This is a genomic window from Micromonospora sp. NPDC050495 (assembly GCF_040655175.1).
Lineage (GTDB): Bacteria > Actinomycetota > Actinomycetes > Mycobacteriales > Micromonosporaceae > Micromonospora.
This window is the reverse complement of record NZ_JBFAJK010000057.1, coordinates 1-23,298: the sequence shown is the minus strand read 5'-3', so window position 1 is coordinate 23,298 and position 23,298 is coordinate 1. Positions and strand designations below refer to the sequence as shown.

Here is a 23,298-nt window from a genome sequence, read left to right as displayed (position 1 = left end):
GGTGTTCGGTGAGGTGGTGGTGGTCAGCGGGGGGTGGCGACCGGATGCAGCCAGCAGGCGACCGCCCGGTCCGGCCGGCCGTCGCCGGGCGGCCCGAGCGGCGGCACCGTCTCGTCGCACGGCTCGAACGCCTTCGGGCAGCGCGGGTGGAACGCGCACCCGGACGGCATCGCGCGCAGGTCCGGCGGCGAGCCCGGGATGCCGGTCAGCTCGCGGCGGGGCCCGTGCAGCGCCGGGAAGCTGTGCAGCAGACCCTCGGTGTACGGGTGCAGCGCGTCCCGGTAGAGCTGCCCGGCGGGCGCCTGTTCGATGATCCGGCCGCCGTACATGATGGCGATCCGGTCGGAGAACTCGACCAGCAGCGACAGGTCGTGGGTGATGAACAGCACCGCGAAGCCGAGCCGCTCGCGCAGCTCGGCGAGCTGCCCGAGGATCTGCCGCTGCATCACCACGTCCAGCGCGGTGGTCGGCTCGTCCATGATGACGACCTGCGGCTCCAACGCCAGCGCCATGGCGATCATCACGCGTTGCCGCATGCCGCCGGAGAGCTGGTGCGGGTAGCTGTCCAGCCGGTCGGTGGCGATGCCGACCAGCCGCAGCAGCTCCTTGGCCCGGGCCAGCCGGGCGGCCGCCGTGCTCTTCGGCTCGTGCGCCCTGATCACGTCCAGCAGCTGGGTGGCGACCTTGTGCACCGGGTTCAGCGAGTTCATCGCCCCCTGGAACACGATGGACGTCTCCGCCCAGCGGAACCGGCGCAGCTGCGCCGGGGTGAGGGACAGCACGTCGACCGGGGGGCCGTCGACCGGGTGGTAGATCACCTGGCCGCCGCTGACCACGCCGGGCGGCGGCAGCAGCCGGGTCAGGCCGTACGCCAGGGTCGACTTGCCGCTGCCGCTCTCGCCGGCCAGCCCCAGCACCTCGCCCCGGTGCAGGGTCAGGTCGACGTCGCGGACCGCCCGCACCGCCTGGTCGCCGAGGCCGTAGTCGACGCGGAGGCCGCGGATCTCCAGGACCGGATCCGTCATCGGTACCTTCCTTCGTTCCGGACGGCGGGGCTCCGCTCCGCCGCAGTACGCGCGCTCACCGGGCGCCGTCGACCCGGGCCGCCGCCTCGCGGGGCGCCGGGACGGCCGGCTTCGGGGCCAGGACCGGGGTGAAGCCGACCCGCATCCGGACGGTGCGCCCGTCGGCGGTGCGGATCCGGGTACGGCCGCCGGTGCGCAGCCGGGGGCTGACGAACTCGTCGATGCCGAAGTTGATCAGCGCGAGGGCGGTGCCGAGCACCGCGATGGCCAACCCGGCCGGCACGAACCACCACCAGGCGCCCTGGGCCAGGGCCTGCTGGCCCTGCGCCCAGAACAGGATGGTGCCCCAGTTCCACGAGGAGATCGACGAGATGCCGATGAAGGCCAGGGTGATCTCCGACATCACCGCGAAGATGACGGTGCCGACGAAGCCGGAGGCGATGATCGCGGTGAGGTTCGGCAGGATCTCGAACAGGATGATCCGCCAGGTCCGCTCGCCGGTGGCCCGGGCCGCCTCGACGTAGTCGCGGCGGCGCAGCGACAGCGTCTGGGCGCGCAGCACCCGGGCGCCCCACGCCCACGAGGTGAACCCGATGATGAGCGCGACCAGCGTGTCACTGGCCTGCTCCACGATCGACGTCACGATGATGATCAGCGGCAGGGCCGGGATGACCAGGAAGACGTTCGACATGGCCGACAGGCCCTCGTCGGTCACCCCGCCGAGGTAGCCGGCGGTCACGCCGATGAGGATGGACAAGACGGTGGCCAGCACGCCGGCGATCAGCCCCACCACCATGACGCTGCGCGTGCCGACCAGGATCTGGCTGAAGATGTCCTGCCCCAGGTGGGTGGTGCCGAACCAGTGCCGCCCCGACGGCGGCTGGAGCACGTCGGCGCTGCGCGCGTCCGGGTCGTACGGCGCCACCCACGGGCCGATGACCGCGAAGAGGCAGTAGAGGCCGAGGATGGCCAGCCCGGTGGCGGCCTTGGCGTTGGCCACGAACCGTAGCCGGCGGCGCTTCGTCCGGCCCGGCGCGGCCGAGGGCTGGGCCATCGCCCCCTGGCCGGGGATGACCTGCTCGATGCTCGAGGGGGAGATTGTCATCGCTCAGCTCTTTCGGGTCCGCGGGTCGAGGAGCAGGTACGCCACGTCGGCGAGCAGGTTCGCCACCAGCACCGAGATCGTGATGATCAGGAAGATCCCCTGCATCAGCGGGTAGTCCTTGGACCCGACCGCCTGGAAGAGCTGGTAGCCGAGGCCCGGGTAGGAGAAGACGATCTCCACGAGCAGGGTGCCGCCGACGATGAACCCGAGGGACAGGGCGAAGCCCGAGACGTTCGGCAGCAGCGCGTTGCGGGCCGCGTAGCTGAGCGCCACCCGGCGCTCCGACAGGCCCTTGGCGTGGGCGACGGTGATGTAGTCCTCGGACGAGACGGTGACCATCATGTTGCGCATGCTCAGGATCCAGCCGCTCATCGAGGAGACCAGGATGGTGGCGGCGGGCAGGATGCTGTGCTGGATCGCGCTCGGGATGAAGTACTGGTCGAACGCCGGCACCAGGCCCGGCTCGTAACCGCCGGAGGACGGGAAGAAGCTGCCCGGTCCGGCGAACACGGCGATGGCGACCAGGCCCAGCCAGAAGTAGGGGATCGAGGAGAGGAACGTGGTGGCCGGCAGCAGCCCGTCGATCCACGAGCCACGCCGCCAGCCGGCGCCGACGCCGAGCGCGGTGCCGAGCAGGAAGCTGATGATGGTGGTGATGCCGACCAGGCCGACCGTCCACGGCAGGCTGTCGCCGATCACCGTCGACACCGGCGCCGGGAAGAAGGTGAACGACAGCCCAAGGTCACCGTGCAGGAGCTGCCGCCAGTAGTCGAGGTACTGCTCCCACATGCTGTCGTTGCGGTCCAGCCCGAACAGCACCCGCAGGGACTCGATGGCGTCGGCGCTGATCCGGCCCTGGTTGCGGGTGATGAGGGACTGGACCGGGTCGCCCGGGACCAGCCGCGGGATGAAGAAGTTGAGCGTGATCGCCGCCCAGGCGGTGAACAGGTAGAAGACGGTGCGCTGCAGGAGGAACCTCATCGTGCCTCCTCCAGGGGCGCGGTGTCGTCGGCCCGATCGGCCAGCGCCGGTGGCGGCGGCACGGCCGGGTCGGCGTCGGGGGCGGCGGAGCCGGGGGCGTCGGCGGCGACGGTGGCCGGGTCGTAGAGCCAGCACGCCGCCCAGTGCCCGGGCCGGTCGTCGATGGTCAGCCGGGGCGGCAGGTCGGTGGTGCAGCGCCGCATGGCGTGCGGGCAGCGCGGGTGGAACCGGCAGCCGGCGGGCGGGGTGATCAGGCTGGGTGGCTCGCCCCGGCCGCGGTCGGCCCGCGCGGCCCGGTCGGCGCCGGCGTTGTCGCCGGTGAGCCGCTCCGGATCCGGCGCCGACTCGGTGAGCAGCCGGGTGTACGGGTGGGCCGGGTGCTGGGTGACGGTCTCGCTGTCGCCGCCCTCGACCATCCGGCCGGCGTACATCACGATCGTCTCGTCGGCGAAGTAGCGGGCCGAGGCGATGTCGTGGGTGATGTAGAGGATCGCCAGGTTGAGCCGGTCCTTGAGGTCCTGCAGCAGGTTGAGCACGCCGAGGCGGATCGAGACGTCGAGCATGGAGACCGGCTCGTCGGCGAGCAGCACCTCGGGGTCGGCGCCGAGCGCCCGGGCGATCGCCACGCGCTGCCGCTGGCCGCCGGAGAGCTCGTGCGGGAACGCGTCCAGGTAGCGCTCGGCCGGGGTGAGGCTGACCCGGGCCAGCAGGTCGGCGAGGGCCTTCTCCAGGTCCTCGGCGCCGCGGCCGGCGTTGCCGTGGATCCGCAGCGACCGGGTGAGGTGGTAGCGGACGGTGTGCACCGGGTTCAACGAGGCGAACGGGTCCTGGAGGATCAACTGGACCTGCCGCACGTACGCCCGGAAGCGGCGACCGCCGCGCACCCGGGTCGGCGCGCCGTGTAGGCGGAGCTCGCCGGCGGTGCGCGGGTAGATCTGGGCCAGCAGCCGGGCCACCGTGGACTTGCCGGAGCCGGATTCCCCGACCAGCGCCGTCACCTGGCCGCGCCGCAGCGCGAACGAGACGTCGTCGACGGCGTGGACGACCGCCGGCGTCCGGGACAAGAGGTCACGCAGCCGTCTGCGGACGGGGAAGTGCTTGGTCAGGCCGACGGCCTCGAGCACCACCTCGCCGGCCGGTGCCGCCGCGCTCTCGCTCAACGTCATGCCGAGTTCCTGTCTGGGGGTTGCCGTGTCACGAACGGGAGGCGCCTCCCCGGCCGGCCGGGGCCGGCCGGGGAGGCGGTGACGGGTCAGCCGTTGGCGGGCTTGAGGTGCAGGACCACGTCCAGCGCGTTGGGCTGGGTGGGCTGCATCGCGCCGTACGGGTTCGCGTCGTCCGGCCAGCCGGTCCAGTTCTTCGTGCTGTACGCGCCACCGATGTTGTCCGCGCCGACCGGGATCATCGGCATCTGCTCGACGAAGACCTTCTGCAGGGTGTTCATCGCGGCGGTACGCGCGGCGTCGTCGGTGGCGTTGGCGTACGCGACGAGGGCGTCGGTCGCCTGCTTGTTGTTGAAGCGGCCGAAGTTGCCGGCGGGGGAGGCGGTGCCGATCGGCTTGAGCTGCCGGCCGTCCATGATGGTCCGGTAGATGTCGTACGGCGTGGCGCCGCCCTCGGTCCACCGGAAGGTCGCCTCGAAGTTGCCCTGCTCGACGTTGCGGAACCAGGCGTCCTGGTTGGCCTTGTCGACGGTCGCGGCGATGCCGATCTTCGACAGGCCGTCCTTCACGATCTCCAGGCTGGTCTGGTAGTCGGACCAGCCGGCCGGGTCGGTCAGCTTGATCGTCACGGCCTTGCCGGTCTTGTCCTTGAGGGTGTTGCCGTCGAGCTTGTAGCCGGCGCCGGTGAGCAGCGCCTTGGCGCCGTCGACGTCGACCTTGTGCTCCTGGCCCTTGAACTCGGGCGCGACGAACGAGTCACCGGCCGGGCTGGGCAGGCCGGTCACGCTCTTGACCAGCGGGTGGAAGTAGCCGGCCTCGGCGGTGGTGAAGATGTCCTCGCGGTCGATGACCATGTTCATGGCGCGCCGCAGGGTCGGGTCGTCGAACGGCTTCTTCGTGGTGTTCAGGTAGAGGCCGTGGATGCCCAGGATGGCCGGCGCCCAGACCTTGTGGTGCTGCTGGTCCTTGGCGACGAAGACGGCCTGGTAGTTGGGAATGAAGACGAAGCTCCACTCCGACTCGCCGTTGGCCAGCGCGGTGGTCTGCGCGCTGTTGTCCGTGTAGGAGGTGTAGCGCAGCTCCTTGACCTTCGGCAGCTCCTGCCAGTAGCCGCTGTCCCGCACGGCCAGCGTCATGCTGGCCGGGGTGAACGACTTCAGCGTGTACGGGCCGCTGCCGACCGGCGCCTTGACGGCGTCGGTGGTCGGGTCGCTGATCTTCTCCCAGATGTGCTTGGGCACGATCGGCACCCGCCACAGCACCTTCTGCTGGTTGACGAACTGCGGGCTGGCCATCTTGATGGTGACCTCGTTGCCGCTGGCGGTCGCGTCGGTGTAGGGCACGCCCTGGTCGTTGAGGGCGGGGTACTTCTTGACCAGGTTGTAGGTGAACGCGACGTCCTCGGCGGTGAGCTTCTGGCCGTCGGACCAGGTGGCGTTGTCGCGGATGGTGACCTTCACCGAGGTGTAGTCCGCCGACCACTCGGCCTTGGTGGCCAGCCACGGCTTGAACGGCTCGGCCGGCTTGACCGGGTTCCACATCATCAGCGGCTCGAAGATCTGCCAGCGGTAGCCCAGCGAGGCGGCGGCCGAGGTGGTGAGGAACGGGTTGTTGTTCTCCGCCTGCGGGCCGTTCGGCATGCCGATGTTGAGCACCGTGGCTGCCGGGCCGCTTTTCTTGTTGGTGGCGTTCGGGCTGTCGCCGCAGGCGACGACCCCGGTGGCCAGGGCGCCGGCCAGCGCCACGGCGAGGAACTGCCTTCTTCTCATGGAGGTCTCCCTCGGTGGTCCCGCGTGTCCTCGAGCGGGATGTGGTGGATGGAGGGTGTGCGGTGTTACCACCGGCGGCGGTGTTGCCCGCCGGTGTGGGTGGTGGAGCGGTCGGTGTGGGGTCAGGTGATGCCGGTCGAGGCGCGGACGGTGAAGCTGGTGGGGATGACGGTCGGCGCGTGGGGCAGCGGCCGGCCGGCGAGGTGGGCGATGAGGGTACGGGCGGCGACGGCTCCCATCTCCCGCAACGGCTGGCGCACCGAGCTCAACGGCGGGTGCGTGTGCCCGGCCAGCGGCAGGTCGTCGAAGCCGACGACGGCCACGTCGTCGGGGACGCGTCGGCCGGCGTCGCGCAGCGCCTGGAGCGCGCCGGCGGCGGAGAGGTCGTTGTGGGCGAACACGGCGTCGAACGGCACGCCGCCGGCCAGCAGCCGTTCCACCGCCGCCCGGCCGCACTCGAAGGTGAAGTCGCCCTCCACGACCAGGTCGGGGTCGATGGGCAGGCCGGCGTCGGCGTAGCCCTGCGCGAAGCCGGCCAGCCGTTCTCGGGTGCAGCCGAAGCGGCGCAGCCCGGTCACCACGAGCGGTCGGCGCCGGCCCAGCGCCAGCAGGTGGTTCGCCGCGGCCCGGGCGCCGGCAGTGTTGGTGGTCCGCACCGAGGGGAAGCCCGGCTGGTGGCCGCGGTCGTCGATGAGGATCACCGGCAGGCCGCGTTCGTGCAGCTCGGTGATGTAGTCGAGGGTGCCCTCCGGCTCGACGACCAGCAGCCCGTCGAAGGACTTCGCGGAGACCTGGGAGGCGAACCGGCGCATCGACTCGTCGCCGTGGGTGCAGGTGAACAGCAGCAGCCCGTACCCCTCGGACTCGACCACGTCGGCGGCGCCCTGCAGCACCTCGCCCATCCAGGGCCAGGTGAGCGCGGGCACCAGCATGCCGACCACCCGGGTGCGGCCCCGGGCCAGGCCGACGGCGCGGGCGCTCGGCACGTACCCGAGGTCGCTGATCACGGCCCGGACCCGGTCGGCGGTGCGGACGTGCACCTCGCCCTTGCCGTTGAGCACCCGCGAGACGGTCGTCTTGCTCACCCCTGCCCGGGTGGCGACGTCGGCGATGGTGATCGGCACGGTGACCTTCCCGGGTCGCAGGGGCGGCAAGTGAGAGCGCTCTCGTAACCGGTTGCGGAACCGGTTTCACGCAGTCAACCCAAGTAGGCGTGGTCACGTCAATAACGAGCCGGTAACGAAACATGGCTAAATTCAAAACGCTAAAAAAGCCCCACGACCGGCCCCTCGACCCCTGTGGACGATGGCTACGCCGGCGGCGGCGCTGACCTGGAGCGACGCTCCCACCGACCGAACGGGGTCACCAGGACGCGGTGCGGCAGTAGACGTCGCCCGAGTTCGCCTCGTGCGGCAGAGCGGCCAGGTACGCGGCCACCTCGCGCGCCGGTCGCCAGCTCGGCAGGGCGAGCCGCATCTCGTCACCGAGGGCGAGGCTGAACCGGGTGAAGCCGAGCGCGGTGAGCCGGTCCAGGCACCGCCCGGCCAGCTCCCGGGCGATGGTGGTGAACTCGAACGACAGCGCCGGCAGCGGGCGGCTCAGCCCGGCCAGCACGGCGTCCTCGAAGCCCTCCACGTCGATCTTCACGAAGGCCGGCACGCCGTGCGCGGTGATCAGCTCGTCCAGCGTGGTGGCGGCGACCTCGATCTGGTCGTCCCAGGTCTCGCGCTCCCAGCCACGCGCTCCGGCCGCGGCCCGGACGAACCGGGCCGACGCCGTGGAGACCGTGGGATTGGCGGAGTTGAGGTGCAGCCGGAGTCGCTCCGGGCGGGCCCCGCAGGCGGCCTCGACCACGGTGACCGCCGCGTCGCCGGCGTAGAGGGCGCGCAGCGCCCGGGCGCAGAGCGGCTGCGGTTCGACGGCCACCACCCGGGCGCCGAGCCGGCGGAAGCTGCCGAGCCGGTCGCCGACGTGCGCGCCGACGTCGAAGACCAGGTCGCCAGGGTGGATGAGGGGGGCGTAGAAGGCGTCCATCGCGGCGTCGCGGGCCGGGTCGCCGTAGTACCGCTCCAGCGAGCCGCGCAGGTCCGCGAGGGCCGGATCCGTCTTGAGGGCCTCGATCACCCCGTGCTGATCGCCCACCGTTCCGACGCTAGTCGCCCCGGCCCGACCACGAGCCTGATTCGCGTCCAATCGGCTCCACCCGAGTGATCCAGCCTCCTAGGATGCCTTACGGGTGAGGTGGCCGGTCACGAAACCCGCTGGACGGTCCCCGACGATGATCGGAAGCTGTAGCCCATGGAACCCACCGAGACCGCCCTCATCGTCGCCGTGCCCGAGGCCGAGCCGGCGGTGGGGCGCTTCCGGTCCGCCCTCGACACGGCGGCCGGCTGGGGAGTGCCCGCGCACGTGACCGTGCTCTACCCGTTCCTGCCCCCGGATCGGATCACCGACGAGGTGATCGCCGATCTGGGCCGGATCTGCGCGGCCACCCCGCGGTTCGCGGTGTCCTTCGCGGAGGTGAAGTGGTTCGGTGACGCGGTCGTCTGGCTCGCGCCGGACCCGGACGACGCGTTTCGCCAGCTCACCGCGGCCGTGTGGCGGCGGTTCCCGGAGACGGCGCCCTATGGCGGCGCCTATGCCGAGGTCGTGCCGCACCTGACCATCGGGCATGACGCCCCGAAGCCGGTCCTGGCCGAGGCCGCCGAGGCGGTCGCCGGCCGGCTGCCGATCCGCGCCACCGTCGAGGCGGTCCGGCTCATCTCCGGCACGGCGGCACCCGACTCCTGGCACACCCGGCACGAGTTCGCGCTCGGTCGGGGATAGCCCGGCCGGGTCAGCCGTAGAGGGTGCGGCGCGGGGCGACGCCGAAGGTGGCCCGGTAGCGGGCGGTGAACCGGCTGTGGCTGAGGAAGCCCCAGCGGAGGGCGATGCCGGCCACGGTCTCCCGGCCGGGGTCGGCGACCTGCAGCTCCCGGTGGGCGCGCCGCAGCCGGATGTCGCGCAGGTAGGCCATCGGGGTGGTGTCCAGGTGCCGGCGGAAGGCCAGTTGTAGGGCGCGCGGCGAGACCCGGGCCGCCGCGGCCACCTGGGCGACGCTGACGTCCAGGTGGGCGTGCTCCTCCAGGTAGCCGATGGCGCGGCGGAGGGTGGCGTCGCCGGCGTCGGCGGTGTCCCGCCGGGTGGTCGAGGGCGGGATGGCGCCGCAGAGCGCCAGTGCCGAGGCGGCCAGCAGCCGGGCGGTGGCGCCGATCACCAGCGGGCTGCCCAGGGCGTCCGGTTCGGACAGCAGGGCCCGGCGGACGTAGGCGGTGGTGGTCCGCCAGTGCCGGGCCAGGTCGGGCGGGACCGCGCCGAGGCCGGCGGTGCGCAGGGCGTCGGCGGTTCCGTCCTCGCCGCTGACCTCGGTGAGCAGGGCGAGGTCGAGGACGCAGAGGGCCACCCGGCCGGGTCGCCAGTCCACTGTGCACGGCTGGTGCGGCCGGGTCACCACGTGCACGTCGCCGGGCAGGTAGCGGACCGCCTCGCCGTCGCAGGTCCGGTTGACCTCACCGGTGAGCGGTTCGCAGACGACCAGGGTGTCCAGGCCGTCGATGCCCACCGCCAGGTCGGTGGACTGGCTGAGGTCGTCGAGGCGGACCGGGCCGAGGTCGGTGCGCCGGTGGGTGAGCCGGTAGTCGCCGTCGCGGGCGCGCAGGCGTAGCCGGGTGCCGTACGTCGTGGCGAGATGCTGGTGGATGTCGTCGGGGTCTCGGCTGTCGAACTGGTGCGTGGCCGGTGCCAGGGTCCTCACTCCGCCTCCGGGTGCCGGTGTCTTGAGGGCGCTGGGACGGTTGGTGGTGGCGAGCGAATCCCATTGCTGGGAATAGCGTCGACGTGGATTGTATTCGTGACTGACTGATTACACAGCCAGTTCCGGAGCTCGTTCGCATTTGGACTAATGGTCCGCGTGTCAGGTACTAGATCGCGTCGGCGGCGCGGTGAATCATGCGGGAACGGGTTGCCGAGTCCGGTCGCCGGACGGTAACCGGTCGACGGCGTGGGGAGGGGGACCGCGGTGGACACCAGGACCGCCAGGCAGATCGGGAGCGCGGCGGCGAGCGAGGCCGTGCGGCGGGCGACACGGGACGACCGGCTGCGCGGCCGGGTGGCGGAGCGAACACCGGCGTGGGAGTCGTGCCTGCGCGAGCTGCTCGCCGAGGCACTCGTGGCCGACGTGGCGCCGGTGCCCGAACGACTGCTGCTGCTCTGCCGGCAGAGCCAGCTCAGCCGGGACGCCTTCGACGCGCTCGGCCATCACCTGCTCAGCGCGTTGCTGCCGCACCGGGTGGGCGCGGACGCGTTGATCCGGGTCGGCGCGCTGCTCGGCACCGTGCGAGGACGGCTGCACCCGGCCGGCCCGGCCCGCAACGGGCGCCGGGTGACGACCGGCCGGCCGGCGGGCAACGACGCCGCCCGCCGGTACACGGCCCCCCGTCCCCCCGAGCACCTGCCCACCCCGCCGGGATGGTTCTGCACCGGGTGCGGCGCCGCGTGGCCCTGCCCGACCAAGCAGAGCCAGTTGCTGGTGGAGTTCGGTGGGGCGAGCGCGGGCCTGGCGGTCTACCTCGGCGCGTGCCTGGTCGCCGCGGTGCAGGACCTGCCGGCGCTGTCGCTGGCCCAGGCCCGCGAGCGGTTCCTGGGCTGGCTGCCCCGTACCCGGTTCTGACCGGCCTCAGCCGGCCGCGGGCGTGGCCCGGCGGGCGGCCGGCACCACCAGCGGGGCGCCGGTCTCCGGGTCCTCGATGACCCGGCAGGGCAGCCCGAAGACCTCCCGTACCAGCTCGGCGGTGACGATCCGGCGCGGATCGCCGGCGGCGACCACCCGCCCGTCGCGCATCGCCACCAGATGGGTGGCGTAGCGGGCCGCCTGGTGCAGGTCGTGCAGCACGGCGACCAGGGTGCGGCCCTGCTCCTCGTGCAGCCGGGCGCACAGGTCCAGCACCTCCACCTGGTGAGCGATGTCCAGGTAGGTGGTGGGCTCGTCGAGCAGCAGCAGCGGGGTCTGCTGGGCCAGCGCCATGGCGATCCAGACCCGCTGCCGTTGCCCACCGGAGAGTTCGTCGACCGGGCGGTCGGCCAGCTCGGCGACGCCGGTGTCGGCCATCGCCCCGGCGACCACCCGCTCGTCCTCGCGGGACCACTGGCGCAGCAGGCCCTGGTGCGGGTAGCGGCCGCGGGCGACCAGCTCGGCCACGGTGAGGCCGTCCGGCGCGACCGCCGACTGGGGCAGGAGCCCGAGGGTACGGGCGACCTGGCGGGCCGGCCGGCGGTGGATGTCGGCGCCATCGAGCAGCACCGTGCCGCGGCTGGGCCGCAGCAGCCGGGCCAGCGCCCGCAGCAGCGTCGACTTGCCGCACGCGTTCGGGCCGATGATCACGGTGAACGAGCCGTCCGGCACGGCCACGGTGAGGTCCTCGGCGACGATGCGCCGGTCGTACGCGAGGGTCAGCGCCGTGCCGACCAGCCGGCTGTCCGGTCCCATCCGGGGGATGTCCTTCCGATCCGGGCCGGTCATCGCCGGCCTCCGCGTTCGCCGGCGAGCAGCCAGGCCAGGTAGCCGCCGCCGAGCACCCCGGTGACCACACCGACGGGCAGTTGGTGTCCGGCGACCGCGTGCTGGGCGAGCTGGTCGGCGGCGACCAGCAGCGCGGCGCCGAGCGCGGCCGCCGGCAGCAGGTTGGGGCCCGGGGCGCGGGTGAGCCGGCGGGCCAGGTGCGGGGCGGTCAGCGCGAGGAACGACACCGGGCCGGCGGCCGCCGCGGCCAGCGAGACCAGCAGCACCGCGGCGCCGAGGGCGGCGACGCGGACCCGGCGGACCGGCACGCCCAGCGCCGCGGCGCTGTCGTCGCCCATCTCCAGCAGCCGCAGCGCCGGTGCCCGGGCCAGCAGCACGACCGGCACCAGCACGGCCAGCGCGCCGAGCACCGGCAGGGCGTTGGCCCAGCCGCGGCCGTCCAGGCTGCCGGTGATCCAGAGGGTGGCCCGCGCCGCGTCCATCAGCGGGGCGCGGGTGAGCAGCCAGCCGTTGAGGCCGGTGAGGATGGCGGTCACGCCGATGCCCACCAGGACCAGCCGGTGACCGCCCACCCCGGAGCGCCCGGCCAGGGCGTACAGCAGCGCGCCGGTGGCCACGCCGCCGGCCGCCGCCGCGCCGGCCAGGGCGGCGCTGCTGCCGCCGAGCACCACCACGACCAGCGCGCCGGTGGCCGCGCCGGAGGTGACCCCGAGCACGTCCGGGCTGCCCAGCGGGTTGCGGGTCAGCGACTGGAAGACCGCGCCGGCCAGGCCGAGCGCGGCGCCGGCGGCGAGGGCGGTGACCAGCCGGGGCAGCCGCAGCTCGGTGACGATGAACCGGTCGGCCGGGCTGCCGCCGCCGGCCAGCACCCGCAGCACGTCGCCCGGGGCGATCGGGTGGTCGCCGGCGCCGACGGCGAGCACGCCGAGGGCCAGGGCGAGCAGGGCGCCGGCGGTGCCGACGGCGAGCGCCCGGGGGTGCAGGCGCAGGGACAGCCCGCCAGGCAGGCGCAGCACGATCACGGGCGGGCCACCCGTCCGCGCCGCACCAGGTACAGGAAGAGCGGCCCGCCGAGCACCGCGGTGACCAGGCCGACCTGGAGTTCGCCCGGGCGGCCCAGCAGCCGCCCGGCCACGTCGGCGGCGAGCAGCAGCACCGGGGCGAAGATCGCGCACCAGGGCAGCAGCCGGCGCGGGTCCGGGCCGGTGAACGCGCGTACCAGGTGTGGGGCGAGCAACCCGACGAAGACGATCGGGCCGCAGGCGGCGGTGGCCGCCCCGCAGAGCAGGGTGACCGCCGCGACGACCGCGGCCCGGACCAGGCCGGGGCGGGCGCCGAGGGCCCGGGCCGGGTCGTCGCCGAGGGCGAGGGCGCCCAGCGGGCGGGCGGTGGCCAGGGCGAGCAGCAGGCCGGCCAGGATGAAGGGGAGCAGGGCCGGCACGGTGTCGGTGCGCGCGCCGGCCAGCGAGCCGACGGTCCAGAACCGCAGCCGTTCCAGCGAGGTGCTGTCCACCAGCATCACGGCGCTGACGTAGGAGTAGAGGGCGGCGTTGAGCGCCGCGCCGGCGAGGGCCATCCGGGCCGGGGTGGCCTGCCGGCCGCCGCCGACGGCCTGCACGGCGACGGTGACCAGGGCGGCGCCGAGCAGCGCGTACCACACCTGGTGGTCCAGGGCGGTGACGCCGAACAGGACGGTGGCGGTGGCCACCGCGGCGGAGGCGCCGGCGTTGATGCCGAGCAGGCCCGGGTCGGCCAGCGGATTGCGGGTGAGCACCTGCATGGCGGCGCCGGCCACGCCGAGGGCGGCCCCGGCGGCGAGGCCGAGCAGGGTGCGGGGCAGCCGCATCCGGTGCACCACGGCGTAGTCGGCGGCGGCCGGGTCGGTGAGGCCCTGCCACACCTCGGTGAGGCTGAGCGGTTTCGCGCCGACGGCGACGCTGAGCACCGCCACCGCGCCGAGCAGGAGCAGGCCCAGCAGCAGGCCGGCGCCGCGCCGACGGCGACGCCGGGACGCCGGGCCGGCGACGGTGGCGGGTGGGGTGGATGCGATGACGGACAGGGTGGGCTCCGGGGCGGTGAACAGGCTTGACAGGAAGTTAGGTTAGGTTAACCTAAGCCCGCTGTCCATGGTCATCTGACCCGTACCGAAAGACGACACCATGCCCGAGACCCTGTCCGGCCGCCGCCTCACCCGCCGTGGCCTGCTCGCCGCCGGCGGCGCCGCCGGCCTCGCCGCCCTGCTCGCCGGCTGCGGTGGCGACGGCGACACCGCCACCGGCACCGGCACCGCCGGCGGCCCCTGGTCCTTCACCGATGACCGCCCGGAGAAGGTCGAGGCTGCCAGCCGGCCGTCGCGGATCGTCGCCTTCACCGGGGTGGCCGCCGCGCTGGTCGACTTCGGGGTGGACGAGCAGATCGTCGGCGTCTTCGGCGAGACCAGGAAGGCCGACGGCAGCAAGGAGCCGCAGGCCGGCGACCTCGACGTGGAGAGCGTGGAGATCCTCGGCAACGCGTGGGGCGAGTTCAACCTGGAGAAGTACGCCGGGCTGCGCCCCGACCTGCTGGTCACCCACATGTACGACCCGGGTGCGCTCTGGTACGTGCCGGACGAGAGCAAGACCAAGATCCTGCCGCTCGCGCCGAGCGTCGCCATCACCACCGCCCGGGTGCCGATGACCCGACCGATCGAGCGGTACGCCGAACTCGCCCGCTCGCTCGGCGCCGACCTGTCCGCCAAGAAGGTCACCGACGCGAAGGCGCGCTTCACCGCGGCCGCCGACGCCGTCCGGGCGGCCGTCAAGGCCAACCCGGGGATCAAGGTGATGGCCGCCTCCGGCAGCCCCGACCTGTTCTACGTCTCCAACCCGAAGGTCAGTACCGACCTGATGTACTTCGCCGAACTCGGTGTCGACCTGGTGCTGCCCACCAAGCTCGAGCAGGGGGACTACTTCGAGGCGCTGAGCTGGGAGAACACCGGCAAGTTCCCGGCCGACCTGATCCTGCTCGACAACCGCCCGACCGCGCTGCAACCCAAGGACCTGGCCGCGAAGCCGACCTGGGCGCAACTGCCCGCGGTCAAGGCCAACCAGGTCACCCCGTGGGACGCGGTGCCCCGCTTCTCGTACGCCGGCGCCGCCCCGCTGCTGGAGAACCTGGCCACCGCCATCCGCGGGGCGAAGAAGGTCACCTCGTGAGCACGGCCGTCGCGCTGCGGTACCGGTTCTACACCGCCCGGGTGCGCGCCGCCCGCCCGGTCGGCGCGTCGCTGGTCCGGGTCACCTTCGGCGGCGAGGACCTGGTCGACTTCGCCGGCGGCGGCCGGGACCAGAGCGTCTCGCTCTTCCTGCCGCACCCCGGGCAGGCCGCCCCGGTCGTGCCGGTCGAGGCCGGGGACGACTGGCACCGGGCCTGGCGTGCCCTGGACCCGCGGGTGCGGGCGGTGATGCGCTCGTACACCATCCGGGCGCAGCGCCCCGAACGCGGCGAGCTGGACATCGACTTCGTCCGGCACGGCGACACCGGCCCGGCCACCCGCTGGGCCGGACGGGCCGGCGCCGGCGACCCGGTGCTGATCCTCGGCCCGGCCGTGCCGGACGAGCGCAGCGTCCGCTTCCAGCCGCCGGCCGGCACCGACGGGGTGCTGCTGGTCGCCGACGAGACGGCGCTGCCGGCGGTCGGCGGCATCCTCGACTGGCTGCCCGCCGGCATCCCGGTCCGCGCGCTCGTCGAGGTGCCCGCCCCCGGCGACATCCAGCCGCTGCCCACCGCGGCGCGCGCCGAGGTGACCTGGCTGGTCCGCGGCAGCACCGCCCCCGCCGGGACGCTGCTGCCCGACCCGCTGCGCGCCACCCGGCTGCCCGGCGCCACCCCCTACGTCTGGCTGGCCGGGGAGGCCGGCATGGTGCGCGCCGCGCGCCGGCACCTGGTCGGCGAGCGCGGCCTGGACCGCCGCCGGGTCACCTTCGCCGGCTACTGGCGGCGCGGCGCGTCCGAGGACGACCTGCGCGCCGAGGCCGCCGCCTGACCCTCGGGCCGGTGCCGGCGCGGATCCGGCACCGGCCGCGGCCGACCGGCGGAGACGGGACTACCCGCCCGATGGGCGGGTAGAGGTGGGCGTGACCGCGCCCGAGCCGCCGCGCCGGCGCCGCCCGGACCACCCGGTGGTGCCGTGAGCCGTGCCGCGGCCACCGCCGAGCGGCAGCTGCGGGAGGCGTACGAGCGGCTGCGCCGGTACTTCATCGTGGCCCTCCAGGCCGGGGTGGCCGCCGGGCTGTCCTGGTATGTCGCCAACACCCTGCTGCACAACCCGCAGCCGCTGTTCGCGCCCGCCGCCGCGGTCGGCACCATCGCCGCGGCCATCGGCAACCGGATCCGCCGCACCGCCGAGCTGCTCGCCGGGGTGATCGTCGGCGTGCTCATCGGTGACCTGATCATCCACGTGATCGGCAACGGGCCGGTGCAGACCGGGCTGGTCGTCGCGCTGGCCATCTCGGCGGCGGTGGCGTTCCGGGGCAGCGGGGCGGTGATGGTGCAGGCCGGCAGCACGGCCGTCCTGCTCGGCACGGTCGAGCCGAACGCGCCCGACCTCGCCGTGCCGCGTACCGCGAACGCGCTGGTCGGCGGCGGGGTGGCCGTGGTGGTGGCGCTGCTGCTGCTGCCGCTGAACCCGGTACGGGTGGTGCACCGCGCGGCCGGCCCCACCCTCGACCTCTTCGCCGACCAGCTGACCCGCACCGCGCAGGCCCTCGCCGCCGGCGACGGCGGGCAGGCCGACGCGGCGCTGGAACGCCTCCGGGCCGCCGAGGCGGAGCGAAGACAGACCACCGAGATCGTCGCGGCGGCGGCGGAGGTGGCGTCGCTGTCCCCCTGGCGGCGGCGCAGCCGCTCCCAGCTGCGCCGCTACGAGCACGCCGCCAGCCACCTGGAGCTGGCCTTCACCAACAGCCGCAACATGGTCCGCCGGGCGGTCGCGCTGCTCGACACCCGGGAGCCGGTCCCGCCCGAGCTGCCGGCCGCGATCGAGACCTTCGGGCAGTCGCTACGGCTGCTGCACCGGGACTTCCTGGCCGGCCGGGATCCGGCGATCGCCCGGACCCGGGCGCTGCACGCGGTCGACGAGGCACGCCGGGCCCGGGCCCGAGGGCTCGGCTTCTCCGGCCTGATCGTCGCCTCGCAGCTCTTCATCGTGGTGAACGAGCTGCTCCAGGCGTCCGGGCTGAGCAAGCCCGAGGCGGACCGGTTGACCGGCTGCTGACCGCCGGCCGCCGACCGCCGGCCGCGGCCCGTCGCAGCCGACGGCCTGCCGCGGCCGGTGCCTGCCGCGGGCGCGGGCTCGGCCAGGTCCGGCGCCGGTCGCCCGCCGCCTAGGACTCCCCGGCGTCGCCGTCCAGGGTGCGCCGCTGCGGGTACGGGGTTTCACCGCGAGCCAGCATGGCGACGAACTCGGCGATCCGCCGACGGCGGGTGTCGGCCCGTTTGGCGCTGTCGATCCGGTAGATCACCGCGAAGCGGTTCCGGGAGGTGAGCAGGTCGTACATCCGTTGGGCCCGGGGCTCGGCGGCCAGCGCGGCCAGCAGGTCCGCCGGGGGTTCCGCGCCGGCCTGCCCGGCGTACGCGGCGTCCCAGCGACCGTCGGCCCGGGCCCGCTCCACCTCGGCCAGGCCGGCCGGGTGCATCCGGTCCTGCGCGGTCAGCCGCGCCACGATGCCGACGTTCCGCGCCGACCAGGGGCTGCGCGGGCGGCGCGGGGTGAACCGCTGCCGGTAGGTGGCCTCGTCGCGGCGGCGGACCTGGCCGTCGATCCAGCCGTGGCAGAGTGCCTCGTCGAGCGCCTCGTCGTAGCCGAGCCGGGTGGGGCTGGTGGTGCCCCGCTTGGCCAGCACCAGCCAGACCCCGACCGGATCGGTGTGGTGGGCGGCGAGCCAGTCCCGCCACGCCTGCGCGTCGGGGACGATCAGCTCGGGCGGCTCCGCCGTCATCGCCCGGTATCGGCCGCGCCGACCCCGCCGAGGGGGACGACGTCCACCCGCTCGGGCGGCCCGGCCAGCAGCGCCAGCACGTCCGCGACGCTCGGGGCGGTCGGGTCGGCGGCGGGCGCGGCCAGCGCCGCCTGCGCGGCGGCCTCGTCGGCCCACACCTCGGTCACCCGCACCGTGTCGGACGCCGACCGGTCCTGGCTGACCAGATAGAGCTCGCAGCCGGGAAAGCCGCGCAGTCCCTCGGCCACCCGCAGCAGCGCGTCGGCGAGTTCGCTCCCGCGCCCGGGCTGGGCCCGCATGGTCATCAACCGGCCGATCCGCCCGGTACCGTCCATCCTGCTCCCTCCGCCAGAACCGTGTCCGACCGAGCCTAGTGCGGTGTCCACTAGCGTTCACCGGGTGTCCGGTGGTTGTTGTGGATCCTCGCCTTTTGGGCGAGCGACTCCCCACGCGGTGGTGGGGCGGGCCTCCGCGGGCCAACTGATCCTCGCGCCGCCTGCTGTGGGCGGCGGGGGTCACGTCGGGACTGGCCGGCACCGGGGAGGTGTCGTCCGGCTCGACGGTGCGTGACCACCCGGGGCACCACGGCCGGTGGTGTGGGGGTGGTGGTTCCGCCGCCCGGTGTGCGGGTGGCGATGGTGGCGGCCGCGACGAGGTCGCGGTGCCCGGTAAATGTGCAGTGTGGGCAGAACAGGGTCCGGCCGCGGGGTTTCGGTACCCGCCGCCGGCAGGCCGGGCAGGTCGAGGAGGTGCCGCGTTCGTCGACGAGGTGGACGGTGATGCCGGCGAGGACAGCTTTGTCGGTGAGGACCTGCAGGAACTGGCCGATCTGCCGCTGCCGCAGCCGCAGGTTGTGCCGCCGTCCCGCGTCCAGGTCGAGCACGCCGCGCGGGTCACCGACCCGCTGGCGTACCGCCCAGGACACGACCTGGCGGGCGGCCTCGTGTTGGGCCTGACGCACCCGACGCCGATGCCGGCTCTCCACCTGCCGCGCCCGGCGGCGGTACTGGCGCCACCGCCGTGACCAGTACGACAAACTCCCCGGCAATCGACCCGGCGAACGTTTGTGGTCACGGCACTAGCGGCGGCGGGCTGGGCGCAGGGGGCGGCGGTCGCGCCGGGCTGCCGGCCGGCCCTGCCGGGCTCGGGTGCGCGGGGACCGTCGCGCCGAACCGCGGGCCGGCCCCGGCGGGTTCCGGCGCGGCAGGACCGGCCCGACGCGCGATCGCGGGGCCGCGCCAGTGGGCTTACCGGCTCCCGCACCGACCCAAACGACCGTTAAGCTCTGGGGATGGGACTCGACGAGCTGTACCCGGCTGCGCGGCTGACCGCCGCCCAGCGCGCCACCGCCGCGGCGGGCCTGGACGCGCTGCTGCTCAGCCCCGGTTCCGACCTGCGCTACCTGACCGGCTACGACGCCCACGCGGGGGAGCGGCTGACCTGCCTCGTGCTCCCCGCCGAGGGCGAACCCACCCTGATCGTGCCGACCCTGGAGCGGCCGGCCGCCGAGGCCGCCCCGGGCGTCGCGGCGGTGCGCCTGGTCGACCACGCCGACGGCACCGACCCGTACCCGCTGGTCCGGGCCGCGCTGCCCGGGCCGGTGGCCGCGGTCGGGCTCGCCGACCGGATGTGGGCCGAGCAGGTCCTCGCGCTGCGCGCCGCGCTGCCCTCGGCCACCCAGCGCCTCGCCTCCGAGGTGCTGCGCGAGCTGCGGATGCGCAAGTCCCCGGCCGAGGTGGCCGCGCTGGCCGAGGCCGGCGCCGCGATCGACGCCGTGCACGCCGCGATGGGGCGGTGGCTGCGCCCGGGCCGCACCGAGGCGCAGGTGGCCGCCGACATCGCCGCCGCGATCCGGGCCGCCGGCCACGTCACCGTGGACTTCGTCATCGTCGCCGCGGGCCCCAACGGCGCCAGCCCGCACCACGGCACCTCCGACCGGCCGATCCGGGCCGGGGAGCCGGTCGTCGTCGACATCGGCGGCACCATGCCGTCCGGCTACCGCTCCGACTGCACCCGCACCTATGTCGCCGGCGGGCCGGCCCCGGCCGAGTTCACCGACTACTACGCGGTGCTGTACGAGGCCCAGCGCGCGGCGGTGGCCGCGGTCCGGCCGGGGATCACCGCCGAGGCGGTCGACGCGGCCGCCCGCGAGGTGATCACCGCCGCCGGCTACGGCGACGCGTTCCTGCACCGCACCGGCCACGGCATCGGCCTCGACACCCACGAGGAGCCGTACGTGGTGGCCGGCAACCGTCGACCCCTGGAGGCCGGCATGGCCTTCTCGGTCGAACCCGGGATCTACCTCGCCGGGCGGCACGGCGCCCGGATCGAGGACATCGTCGTCTGCACGACGGACGGCGGGCAACGGCTCAACACCACCCCCACGGAGCTCATCGCGCTATGAACGTCGACCGGATCCTCCCCAGCGACGAGGCCCGCGACCTGCTGGACCTCGCCACCGAGCTCGCCGACCGCGAGCTGGCCCCGCGGGCCGCCGACTTCGAGGAGCGCGGCGAGTTCCCCCGCGAGGTGCTGCGCACCCTGGGCCGCTCCGGCCTGCTCGGGCTGCCCTACCCCGAGGAGTACGGCGGGGCCGCCCAGCCGTACGAGGTCTACCTGCAGGTGCTGGAGATCCTCGCCAGCCGCTGGCTCGCCGTCGCCGAGGCGGTCAGCGTGCACACCCTGTCCTGTCACCCGGTCGCCCGGTTCGGCACCGACGAGCAGCGCAAGCTGCTGCCCGACATGATCGGCGGCGAGCTGCTGGGGGCGTACTGCCTCTCCGAGCCGCAGGGCGGCTCGGACGCGGCGGCGCTGACCACGAAGGCGGTTCGCGACGGCGAGGACTACGTGGTGACCGGCACCAAGGCGTGGATCACGCACGCCCGGGTGGCCGACTTCTACAACATCTTCTGCCGTACCGGCGGCCCCGGCCCGAAGGGCATCTCCTGCCTGCTCGCCGACCGGAACACGCCCGGCATCGTCCCGCAGGCCGCCGAGCGGACCATGGGGCTGCGCGCCTCCCCGATCGCGCAGATCGCCTTCGACGACGCCCGGGTGCCCGCCGAGCGGCTGATCGGTGGGGAGGGGGCCGGTTTCCGGATCGCCATGTCCGCGCTGGACTCCGGCCGGCTCGGCATCGCCGCCTGCGCGGTCGGCCTGGCCCAGGCCGCCCTCGACTACGCCGTCGACTACGCCCGGCAGCGGCAGCAGTTCGGCCGGGCGATCATCGAGTTCCAGGGCCTCGGCTTCAACCTCGCCGACCACGCCACCCAGATCTCCGCGGCCCGCGCGCTGACCCTGGCCGCCGCGCGGCTGCGCGACGCCGGCCGGCCGTACTCGATCGAGGCGGCGAAGGCGAAGCTCTTCGCCACCGACATGGCGATGCGGGTGACCACCGACGCGGTGCAGGTGCTCGGCGGCGCCGGCTACGTCGCCGACCACCCGGTCGAGCGGTACATGCGGGAGGCGAAGGTGCTGCAGATCGTGGAGGGCACCAACCAGATCCAGCGGCTGGTCATCTCCCGGGCGCTCGCCAAGGGGTGAGCGGGCTGCCGGCGTCGATGATCGTGGGCGGGGCCAACGAGTTGCTAGATTGACTGCCGTGGAGACCGCAGAGGGGACGCCGCGGCGGTTGCGGGCGCTGCCGAGCAGGCTGACCAACCAGGCCGCGCTGAGCGCCAACCGGATCGTGGACCGCACCCTCGCCGCGGCCGGCGTCCGGCGCTACCACTACGCGCTGCTCGCCGCGTTGGCGGAGTTCGGGCCGGCCAGCCAGGCCGCGCTGGGCCGGCGCACCGGCATCGACCGCAGCGACATGGTGGCGACCGTCAACGAACTCGCCGACCGGCGGCTGCTCGAGCGCGCCCCCGATCCGGCGGACCGGCGGCGCAACATCGTCAGCATCACGGCGGCGGGCCGCAGCCGGCTCACCGACCTCGACCGGTTGGTCGCCGACGCTCAGGAGGAGTTCCTCGCCCCGCTGCCCGCCGCCGACCGGCGGAGACTGGTCGACCTGCTGACCCGCCTCGTCGACCATCACGGCGACCGACGGCGCGCCGAGCCCGAGGCGTGAGGCCGGCCGCCGGCCCCGAGGCGGCCGGTGTGGCCCGTCCCGGCCCTGCCCGCCTGGAGGCGGCCGGCGCGGCCGGTGCGGCCCGTCCCGGCCCGCGGGCCGGGTGCGGCGCAACGGGCCGCGCTCCGGTAGGTTGCAGCGCGTGGAGGAGATCGACCGCGCCATCGTCGCCGCGCTGACCGGTGACGGTCGGCTGTCGTACACCGACCTCGCCGAGCGGGTGGGGCTGTCGGTGTCGGCCGTGCACCAGCGGGTCCGCCGGCTGGAGCAGCGCGGGGTGATCAAGGGGTACGCCGCGCGGGTGTCGTTCGAGGCGCTGGACCTGCCGCTGACCGCGTTCGTGGCGATCCGCCCCTTCGACCCGTCGCAGCCGGACGACGCGCCGGAGCGGCTGGCCCACCTGCCGGAGATCGACTCGTGCTACTCGGTGGCGGGGGAGGACTTCTACCTGCTGCTGGTGCGGGTGGCCGGCCCGACGGACCTGGAGCGGCTGCTGCAGGAGATCCGTACGGCCGCCAACGTCACGACCCGCACGACCGTGGTGCTCTCCACGCCCTACGAGAACCGGCCGCCCCGGATCAGTGCCGAGCAGCCCGCTCGGGGGCGGCTGCGGGGCGCGGCGGAACCGGCTGGTTCCAGCGCAGGATGACCTGCCGGCCGTGCTCGTGACCGAGCAGGCTCAGGGTGGCGGTGTCCAGCCGCAGCAGTCCGCCGGCGGCCGGTGGCAGCCCGATCCAGCGGGCGCCGAGCACCCGCAGGCTGTGCGCGTGCCCGACCAGGGCGACGGTGCCGGCGTCGAGCAGGGGAGTGATCCGGGCGAGCACCCGGTCGAGGCGCTCGCCGACCTGCGCCGGTGACTCTCCGCCGGGGCAGCCGTCGGTCCAGATGTTCCACTCGGGGTCGGTCTCGTGGATGTCCGCGGTGGTGCGTCCCTCATATTCGCCGTAGTTCCATTCGGCGAGGTCCTCATCGGTGGCGTCGATGCGCAGGCCGGCGAGGTCCGCGGTGCGCAGCGCGCGCCGGCGGGGGCTGGCCAGCACCCGGACCAGGTCGCGTCCGGCCAGTGCCGTGGCGAGCGCGCGGGCCTGCCGTTCGCCGTCGGGGGTGAGCTCCAGATCGGTGTACGAGGTGTGCCGCCGGCTGGCGCTCCAGGCGGTCTCACCGTGGCGGATCAGCAGGATCTCTCCCATGCCGCCCAGTTAACCAGCCATCCCGCTCCCACACTTCCCCTAGTGTCCTAGGACGCCTTACGGGTGGTGCGGCCGACCACCGAAATCGACCGGGTTTCGGCGCCGACACCACGGGGACGCGACAGGGGATCGGGCCGGCCGGCCCGGGGTACCCGGCAGCGAGGGGAATCCGATGAGCTTCACCGACAAGGCGAAGAACAAGGCCCAGGAGCTGAGCGGCGCCGCCAAGCAGCGGATCGGCGACGTGACCGACAACGAGCGGTTGCGGGCCGAGGGCGCCAGCGAGCAGAGCACGGCGCGCGCCCGGCAGGCCGGGGAGAACGTCAAGGGCGCCGGCCGCGACGTCAAGGACGCGTTCCAGAAGTGACCCGGACGGCGGCGGGCCCCCGCAGGCCGATCGAGGCGTTGATCGCGGCGGTGAGCAGGGCGGGCGGAGCCGAGCGGAGCGCGTCCCGCCC

At 74.3% G+C, this 23,298-nt stretch carries 26 protein-coding genes; 11 read left to right on the top strand and 15 right to left on the bottom strand.

Features of this window, described 5'->3' with window-relative positions; translation table 11 throughout:
• Positions 1–23 precede the first annotated feature (23 nt).
• From AB0I11_RS30785 to AB0I11_RS30755, 7 genes are all read right to left on the bottom strand, one after another.
• Entirely contained in the window at positions 24–1,025 is a 1,002-nt protein-coding gene (locus AB0I11_RS30785) for an ABC transporter ATP-binding protein (protein ID WP_357328578.1), read from the bottom strand.
• A 55-nt stretch (positions 1,026–1,080) separates the two neighbouring features.
• Positions 1,081–2,130 carry an ABC transporter permease gene (locus tag AB0I11_RS30780; protein ID WP_357328575.1) on the bottom strand — a complete coding sequence of 350 codons (1,050 nt, stop codon included), beginning with the start codon at positions 2,128–2,130 and terminating at the stop codon, positions 1,081–1,083.
• A gap of 3 nt (positions 2,131–2,133) precedes the next feature.
• Positions 2,134–3,111, bottom strand: a complete 978-nt coding sequence (locus AB0I11_RS30775; protein ID WP_357328572.1) for an ABC transporter permease — start codon at positions 3,109–3,111, stop codon at positions 2,134–2,136.
• A complete protein-coding gene (locus tag AB0I11_RS30770) occupies positions 3,108–4,277 on the bottom strand; it encodes an ABC transporter ATP-binding protein (RefSeq protein WP_357328569.1) in 1,170 nt (389 codons plus the stop codon). The genes AB0I11_RS30775 and AB0I11_RS30770 overlap by 4 nt, the downstream gene beginning before the upstream one ends.
• A gap of 86 nt (positions 4,278–4,363) precedes the next feature.
• The gene (locus AB0I11_RS30765; RefSeq protein WP_357328566.1) at positions 4,364–6,043 is read right to left on the bottom strand and encodes an ABC transporter substrate-binding protein; all 1,680 of its coding nucleotides are present in this window, start codon (positions 6,041–6,043) and stop codon (positions 4,364–4,366) included.
• Positions 6,044–6,165: 122 nt separating this feature from the next.
• Positions 6,166–7,167, bottom strand: a complete 1,002-nt coding sequence (locus AB0I11_RS30760; protein ID WP_357328563.1) for a LacI family DNA-binding transcriptional regulator — start codon at positions 7,165–7,167, stop codon at positions 6,166–6,168.
• A gap of 238 nt (positions 7,168–7,405) precedes the next feature.
• A complete protein-coding gene (locus AB0I11_RS30755) occupies positions 7,406–8,185 on the bottom strand; it encodes an FkbM family methyltransferase (RefSeq protein WP_357328560.1) in 780 nt (259 codons plus the stop codon).
• A gap of 156 nt (positions 8,186–8,341) precedes the next feature.
• On the opposite strand from AB0I11_RS30755, the gene AB0I11_RS30750 reads away from it, so the two are divergent.
• The gene (locus AB0I11_RS30750; RefSeq protein WP_357328557.1) at positions 8,342–8,869 is read left to right on the top strand and encodes a 2'-5' RNA ligase family protein; all 528 of its coding nucleotides are present in this window, start codon (positions 8,342–8,344) and stop codon (positions 8,867–8,869) included.
• A gap of 10 nt (positions 8,870–8,879) precedes the next feature.
• Here AB0I11_RS30750 and AB0I11_RS30745 read toward each other — a convergent pair whose 3' ends face one another.
• Positions 8,880–9,836 carry an AraC family transcriptional regulator gene (locus AB0I11_RS30745; protein WP_357328554.1) on the bottom strand — a complete coding sequence of 319 codons (957 nt, stop codon included), beginning with the start codon at positions 9,834–9,836 and terminating at the stop codon, positions 8,880–8,882.
• Positions 9,837–10,100: 264 nt separating this feature from the next.
• On the opposite strand from AB0I11_RS30745, the gene AB0I11_RS30740 reads away from it, so the two are divergent.
• A complete protein-coding gene (locus AB0I11_RS30740) occupies positions 10,101–10,751 on the top strand; it encodes a hypothetical protein (RefSeq protein ID WP_357328551.1) in 651 nt (216 codons plus the stop codon).
• A gap of 6 nt (positions 10,752–10,757) precedes the next feature.
• On the opposite strand, the gene AB0I11_RS30735 is transcribed toward AB0I11_RS30740, so the two are convergent.
• The 3 genes from AB0I11_RS30735 to AB0I11_RS30725 are packed head-to-tail and all read right to left on the bottom strand — an operon-like array spanning position 10,758 to position 13,569.
• Entirely contained in the window at positions 10,758–11,567 is an 810-nt protein-coding gene (locus AB0I11_RS30735; RefSeq protein WP_357328609.1) for an ABC transporter ATP-binding protein, read from the bottom strand.
• A gap of 29 nt (positions 11,568–11,596) precedes the next feature.
• Entirely contained in the window at positions 11,597–12,622 is a 1,026-nt protein-coding gene (locus AB0I11_RS30730; RefSeq protein WP_357328548.1) for an iron chelate uptake ABC transporter family permease subunit, read from the bottom strand.
• Positions 12,619–13,569, bottom strand: coding sequence for an iron chelate uptake ABC transporter family permease subunit (locus AB0I11_RS30725; protein ID WP_357328606.1), 951 nt, complete (start codon positions 13,567–13,569; stop codon positions 12,619–12,621). Before AB0I11_RS30725 ends, AB0I11_RS30730 begins: the two co-directional genes overlap by 4 nt.
• A 190-nt stretch (positions 13,570–13,759) precedes the next feature.
• Here AB0I11_RS30725 and AB0I11_RS30720 point away from each other — a divergent pair, with 190 nt between their 5' ends.
• The 3 genes from AB0I11_RS30720 to AB0I11_RS30710 all read left to right on the top strand — a co-directional run bounded on the left by AB0I11_RS30720 (position 13,760) and on the right by AB0I11_RS30710 (position 16,854).
• Entirely contained in the window at positions 13,760–14,794 is a 1,035-nt protein-coding gene (locus tag AB0I11_RS30720; protein ID WP_357328545.1) for an ABC transporter substrate-binding protein, read from the top strand.
• The gene (locus tag AB0I11_RS30715; protein ID WP_357328542.1) at positions 14,791–15,624 is read left to right on the top strand and encodes a siderophore-interacting protein; all 834 of its coding nucleotides are present in this window, start codon (positions 14,791–14,793) and stop codon (positions 15,622–15,624) included. Before AB0I11_RS30720 ends, AB0I11_RS30715 begins: the two co-directional genes overlap by 4 nt.
• Before the next feature lie 144 nt (positions 15,625–15,768).
• Positions 15,769–16,854, top strand: coding sequence for an FUSC family protein (locus tag AB0I11_RS30710; RefSeq protein ID WP_357328538.1), 1,086 nt, complete (start codon positions 15,769–15,771; stop codon positions 16,852–16,854).
• Between the two features lie 109 nt (positions 16,855–16,963).
• On the opposite strand, the gene AB0I11_RS30705 is transcribed toward AB0I11_RS30710, so the two are convergent.
• The 3 genes from AB0I11_RS30705 to AB0I11_RS30695 are packed head-to-tail and all read right to left on the bottom strand — an operon-like array spanning position 16,964 to position 18,461.
• Positions 16,964–17,578, bottom strand: a complete 615-nt coding sequence (locus AB0I11_RS30705) for a YdeI/OmpD-associated family protein (protein WP_357328535.1) — start codon at positions 17,576–17,578, stop codon at positions 16,964–16,966.
• Positions 17,575–17,913, bottom strand: a complete 339-nt coding sequence (locus tag AB0I11_RS30700) for an antibiotic biosynthesis monooxygenase family protein (protein ID WP_357328532.1) — start codon at positions 17,911–17,913, stop codon at positions 17,575–17,577. The genes AB0I11_RS30705 and AB0I11_RS30700 overlap by 4 nt, the downstream gene beginning before the upstream one ends.
• 50 nt (positions 17,914–17,963) lie before the next feature.
• On the bottom strand, positions 17,964–18,461 hold the full coding sequence (locus tag AB0I11_RS30695) for a transposase (RefSeq protein ID WP_357328603.1): 498 nt from the start codon (positions 18,459–18,461) through the stop codon (positions 17,964–17,966).
• Here AB0I11_RS30695 and AB0I11_RS30690 point away from each other — a divergent pair.
• From AB0I11_RS30690 to AB0I11_RS30670, 5 genes are all read left to right on the top strand, one after another.
• Positions 18,348–18,602 carry a hypothetical protein gene (locus AB0I11_RS30690; protein ID WP_357328612.1) on the top strand — a complete coding sequence of 85 codons (255 nt, stop codon included), beginning with the start codon at positions 18,348–18,350 and terminating at the stop codon, positions 18,600–18,602. The two genes, AB0I11_RS30695 and AB0I11_RS30690, sit on opposite strands and share 114 nt — an antisense overlap.
• A 261-nt stretch (positions 18,603–18,863) precedes the next feature.
• Entirely contained in the window at positions 18,864–19,982 is a 1,119-nt protein-coding gene (locus tag AB0I11_RS30685; RefSeq protein ID WP_357328600.1) for a Xaa-Pro peptidase family protein, read from the top strand.
• Positions 19,979–21,121 (top strand): acyl-CoA dehydrogenase family protein, encoded by a 1,143-nt coding sequence (locus AB0I11_RS30680; RefSeq protein WP_357328529.1) that lies wholly within the window; start codon positions 19,979–19,981, stop codon positions 21,119–21,121. The genes AB0I11_RS30685 and AB0I11_RS30680 overlap by 4 nt, the downstream gene beginning before the upstream one ends.
• Positions 21,122–21,179: 58 nt before the next feature.
• Positions 21,180–21,650, top strand: a complete 471-nt coding sequence (locus AB0I11_RS30675; RefSeq protein ID WP_357328526.1) for a MarR family winged helix-turn-helix transcriptional regulator — start codon at positions 21,180–21,182, stop codon at positions 21,648–21,650.
• Positions 21,651–21,792: 142 nt separating this feature from the next.
• Positions 21,793–22,299: an Lrp/AsnC family transcriptional regulator gene (locus tag AB0I11_RS30670; RefSeq protein ID WP_357328523.1), complete on the top strand. Its 507-nt coding sequence runs from the start codon at positions 21,793–21,795 to the stop codon at positions 22,297–22,299.
• Here AB0I11_RS30670 and AB0I11_RS30665 read toward each other — a convergent pair.
• Entirely contained in the window at positions 22,229–22,840 is a 612-nt protein-coding gene (locus AB0I11_RS30665) for a histidine phosphatase family protein (protein WP_357328520.1), read from the bottom strand. The two genes, AB0I11_RS30670 and AB0I11_RS30665, sit on opposite strands and share 71 nt — an antisense overlap.
• A 172-nt stretch (positions 22,841–23,012) precedes the next feature.
• Between AB0I11_RS30665 and AB0I11_RS30660 the strand changes: the two genes are divergently transcribed.
• A complete protein-coding gene (locus AB0I11_RS30660) occupies positions 23,013–23,207 on the top strand; it encodes a CsbD family protein (RefSeq protein ID WP_357328515.1) in 195 nt (64 codons plus the stop codon).
• The last annotated feature ends 91 nt before the right edge of the window (positions 23,208–23,298 follow it).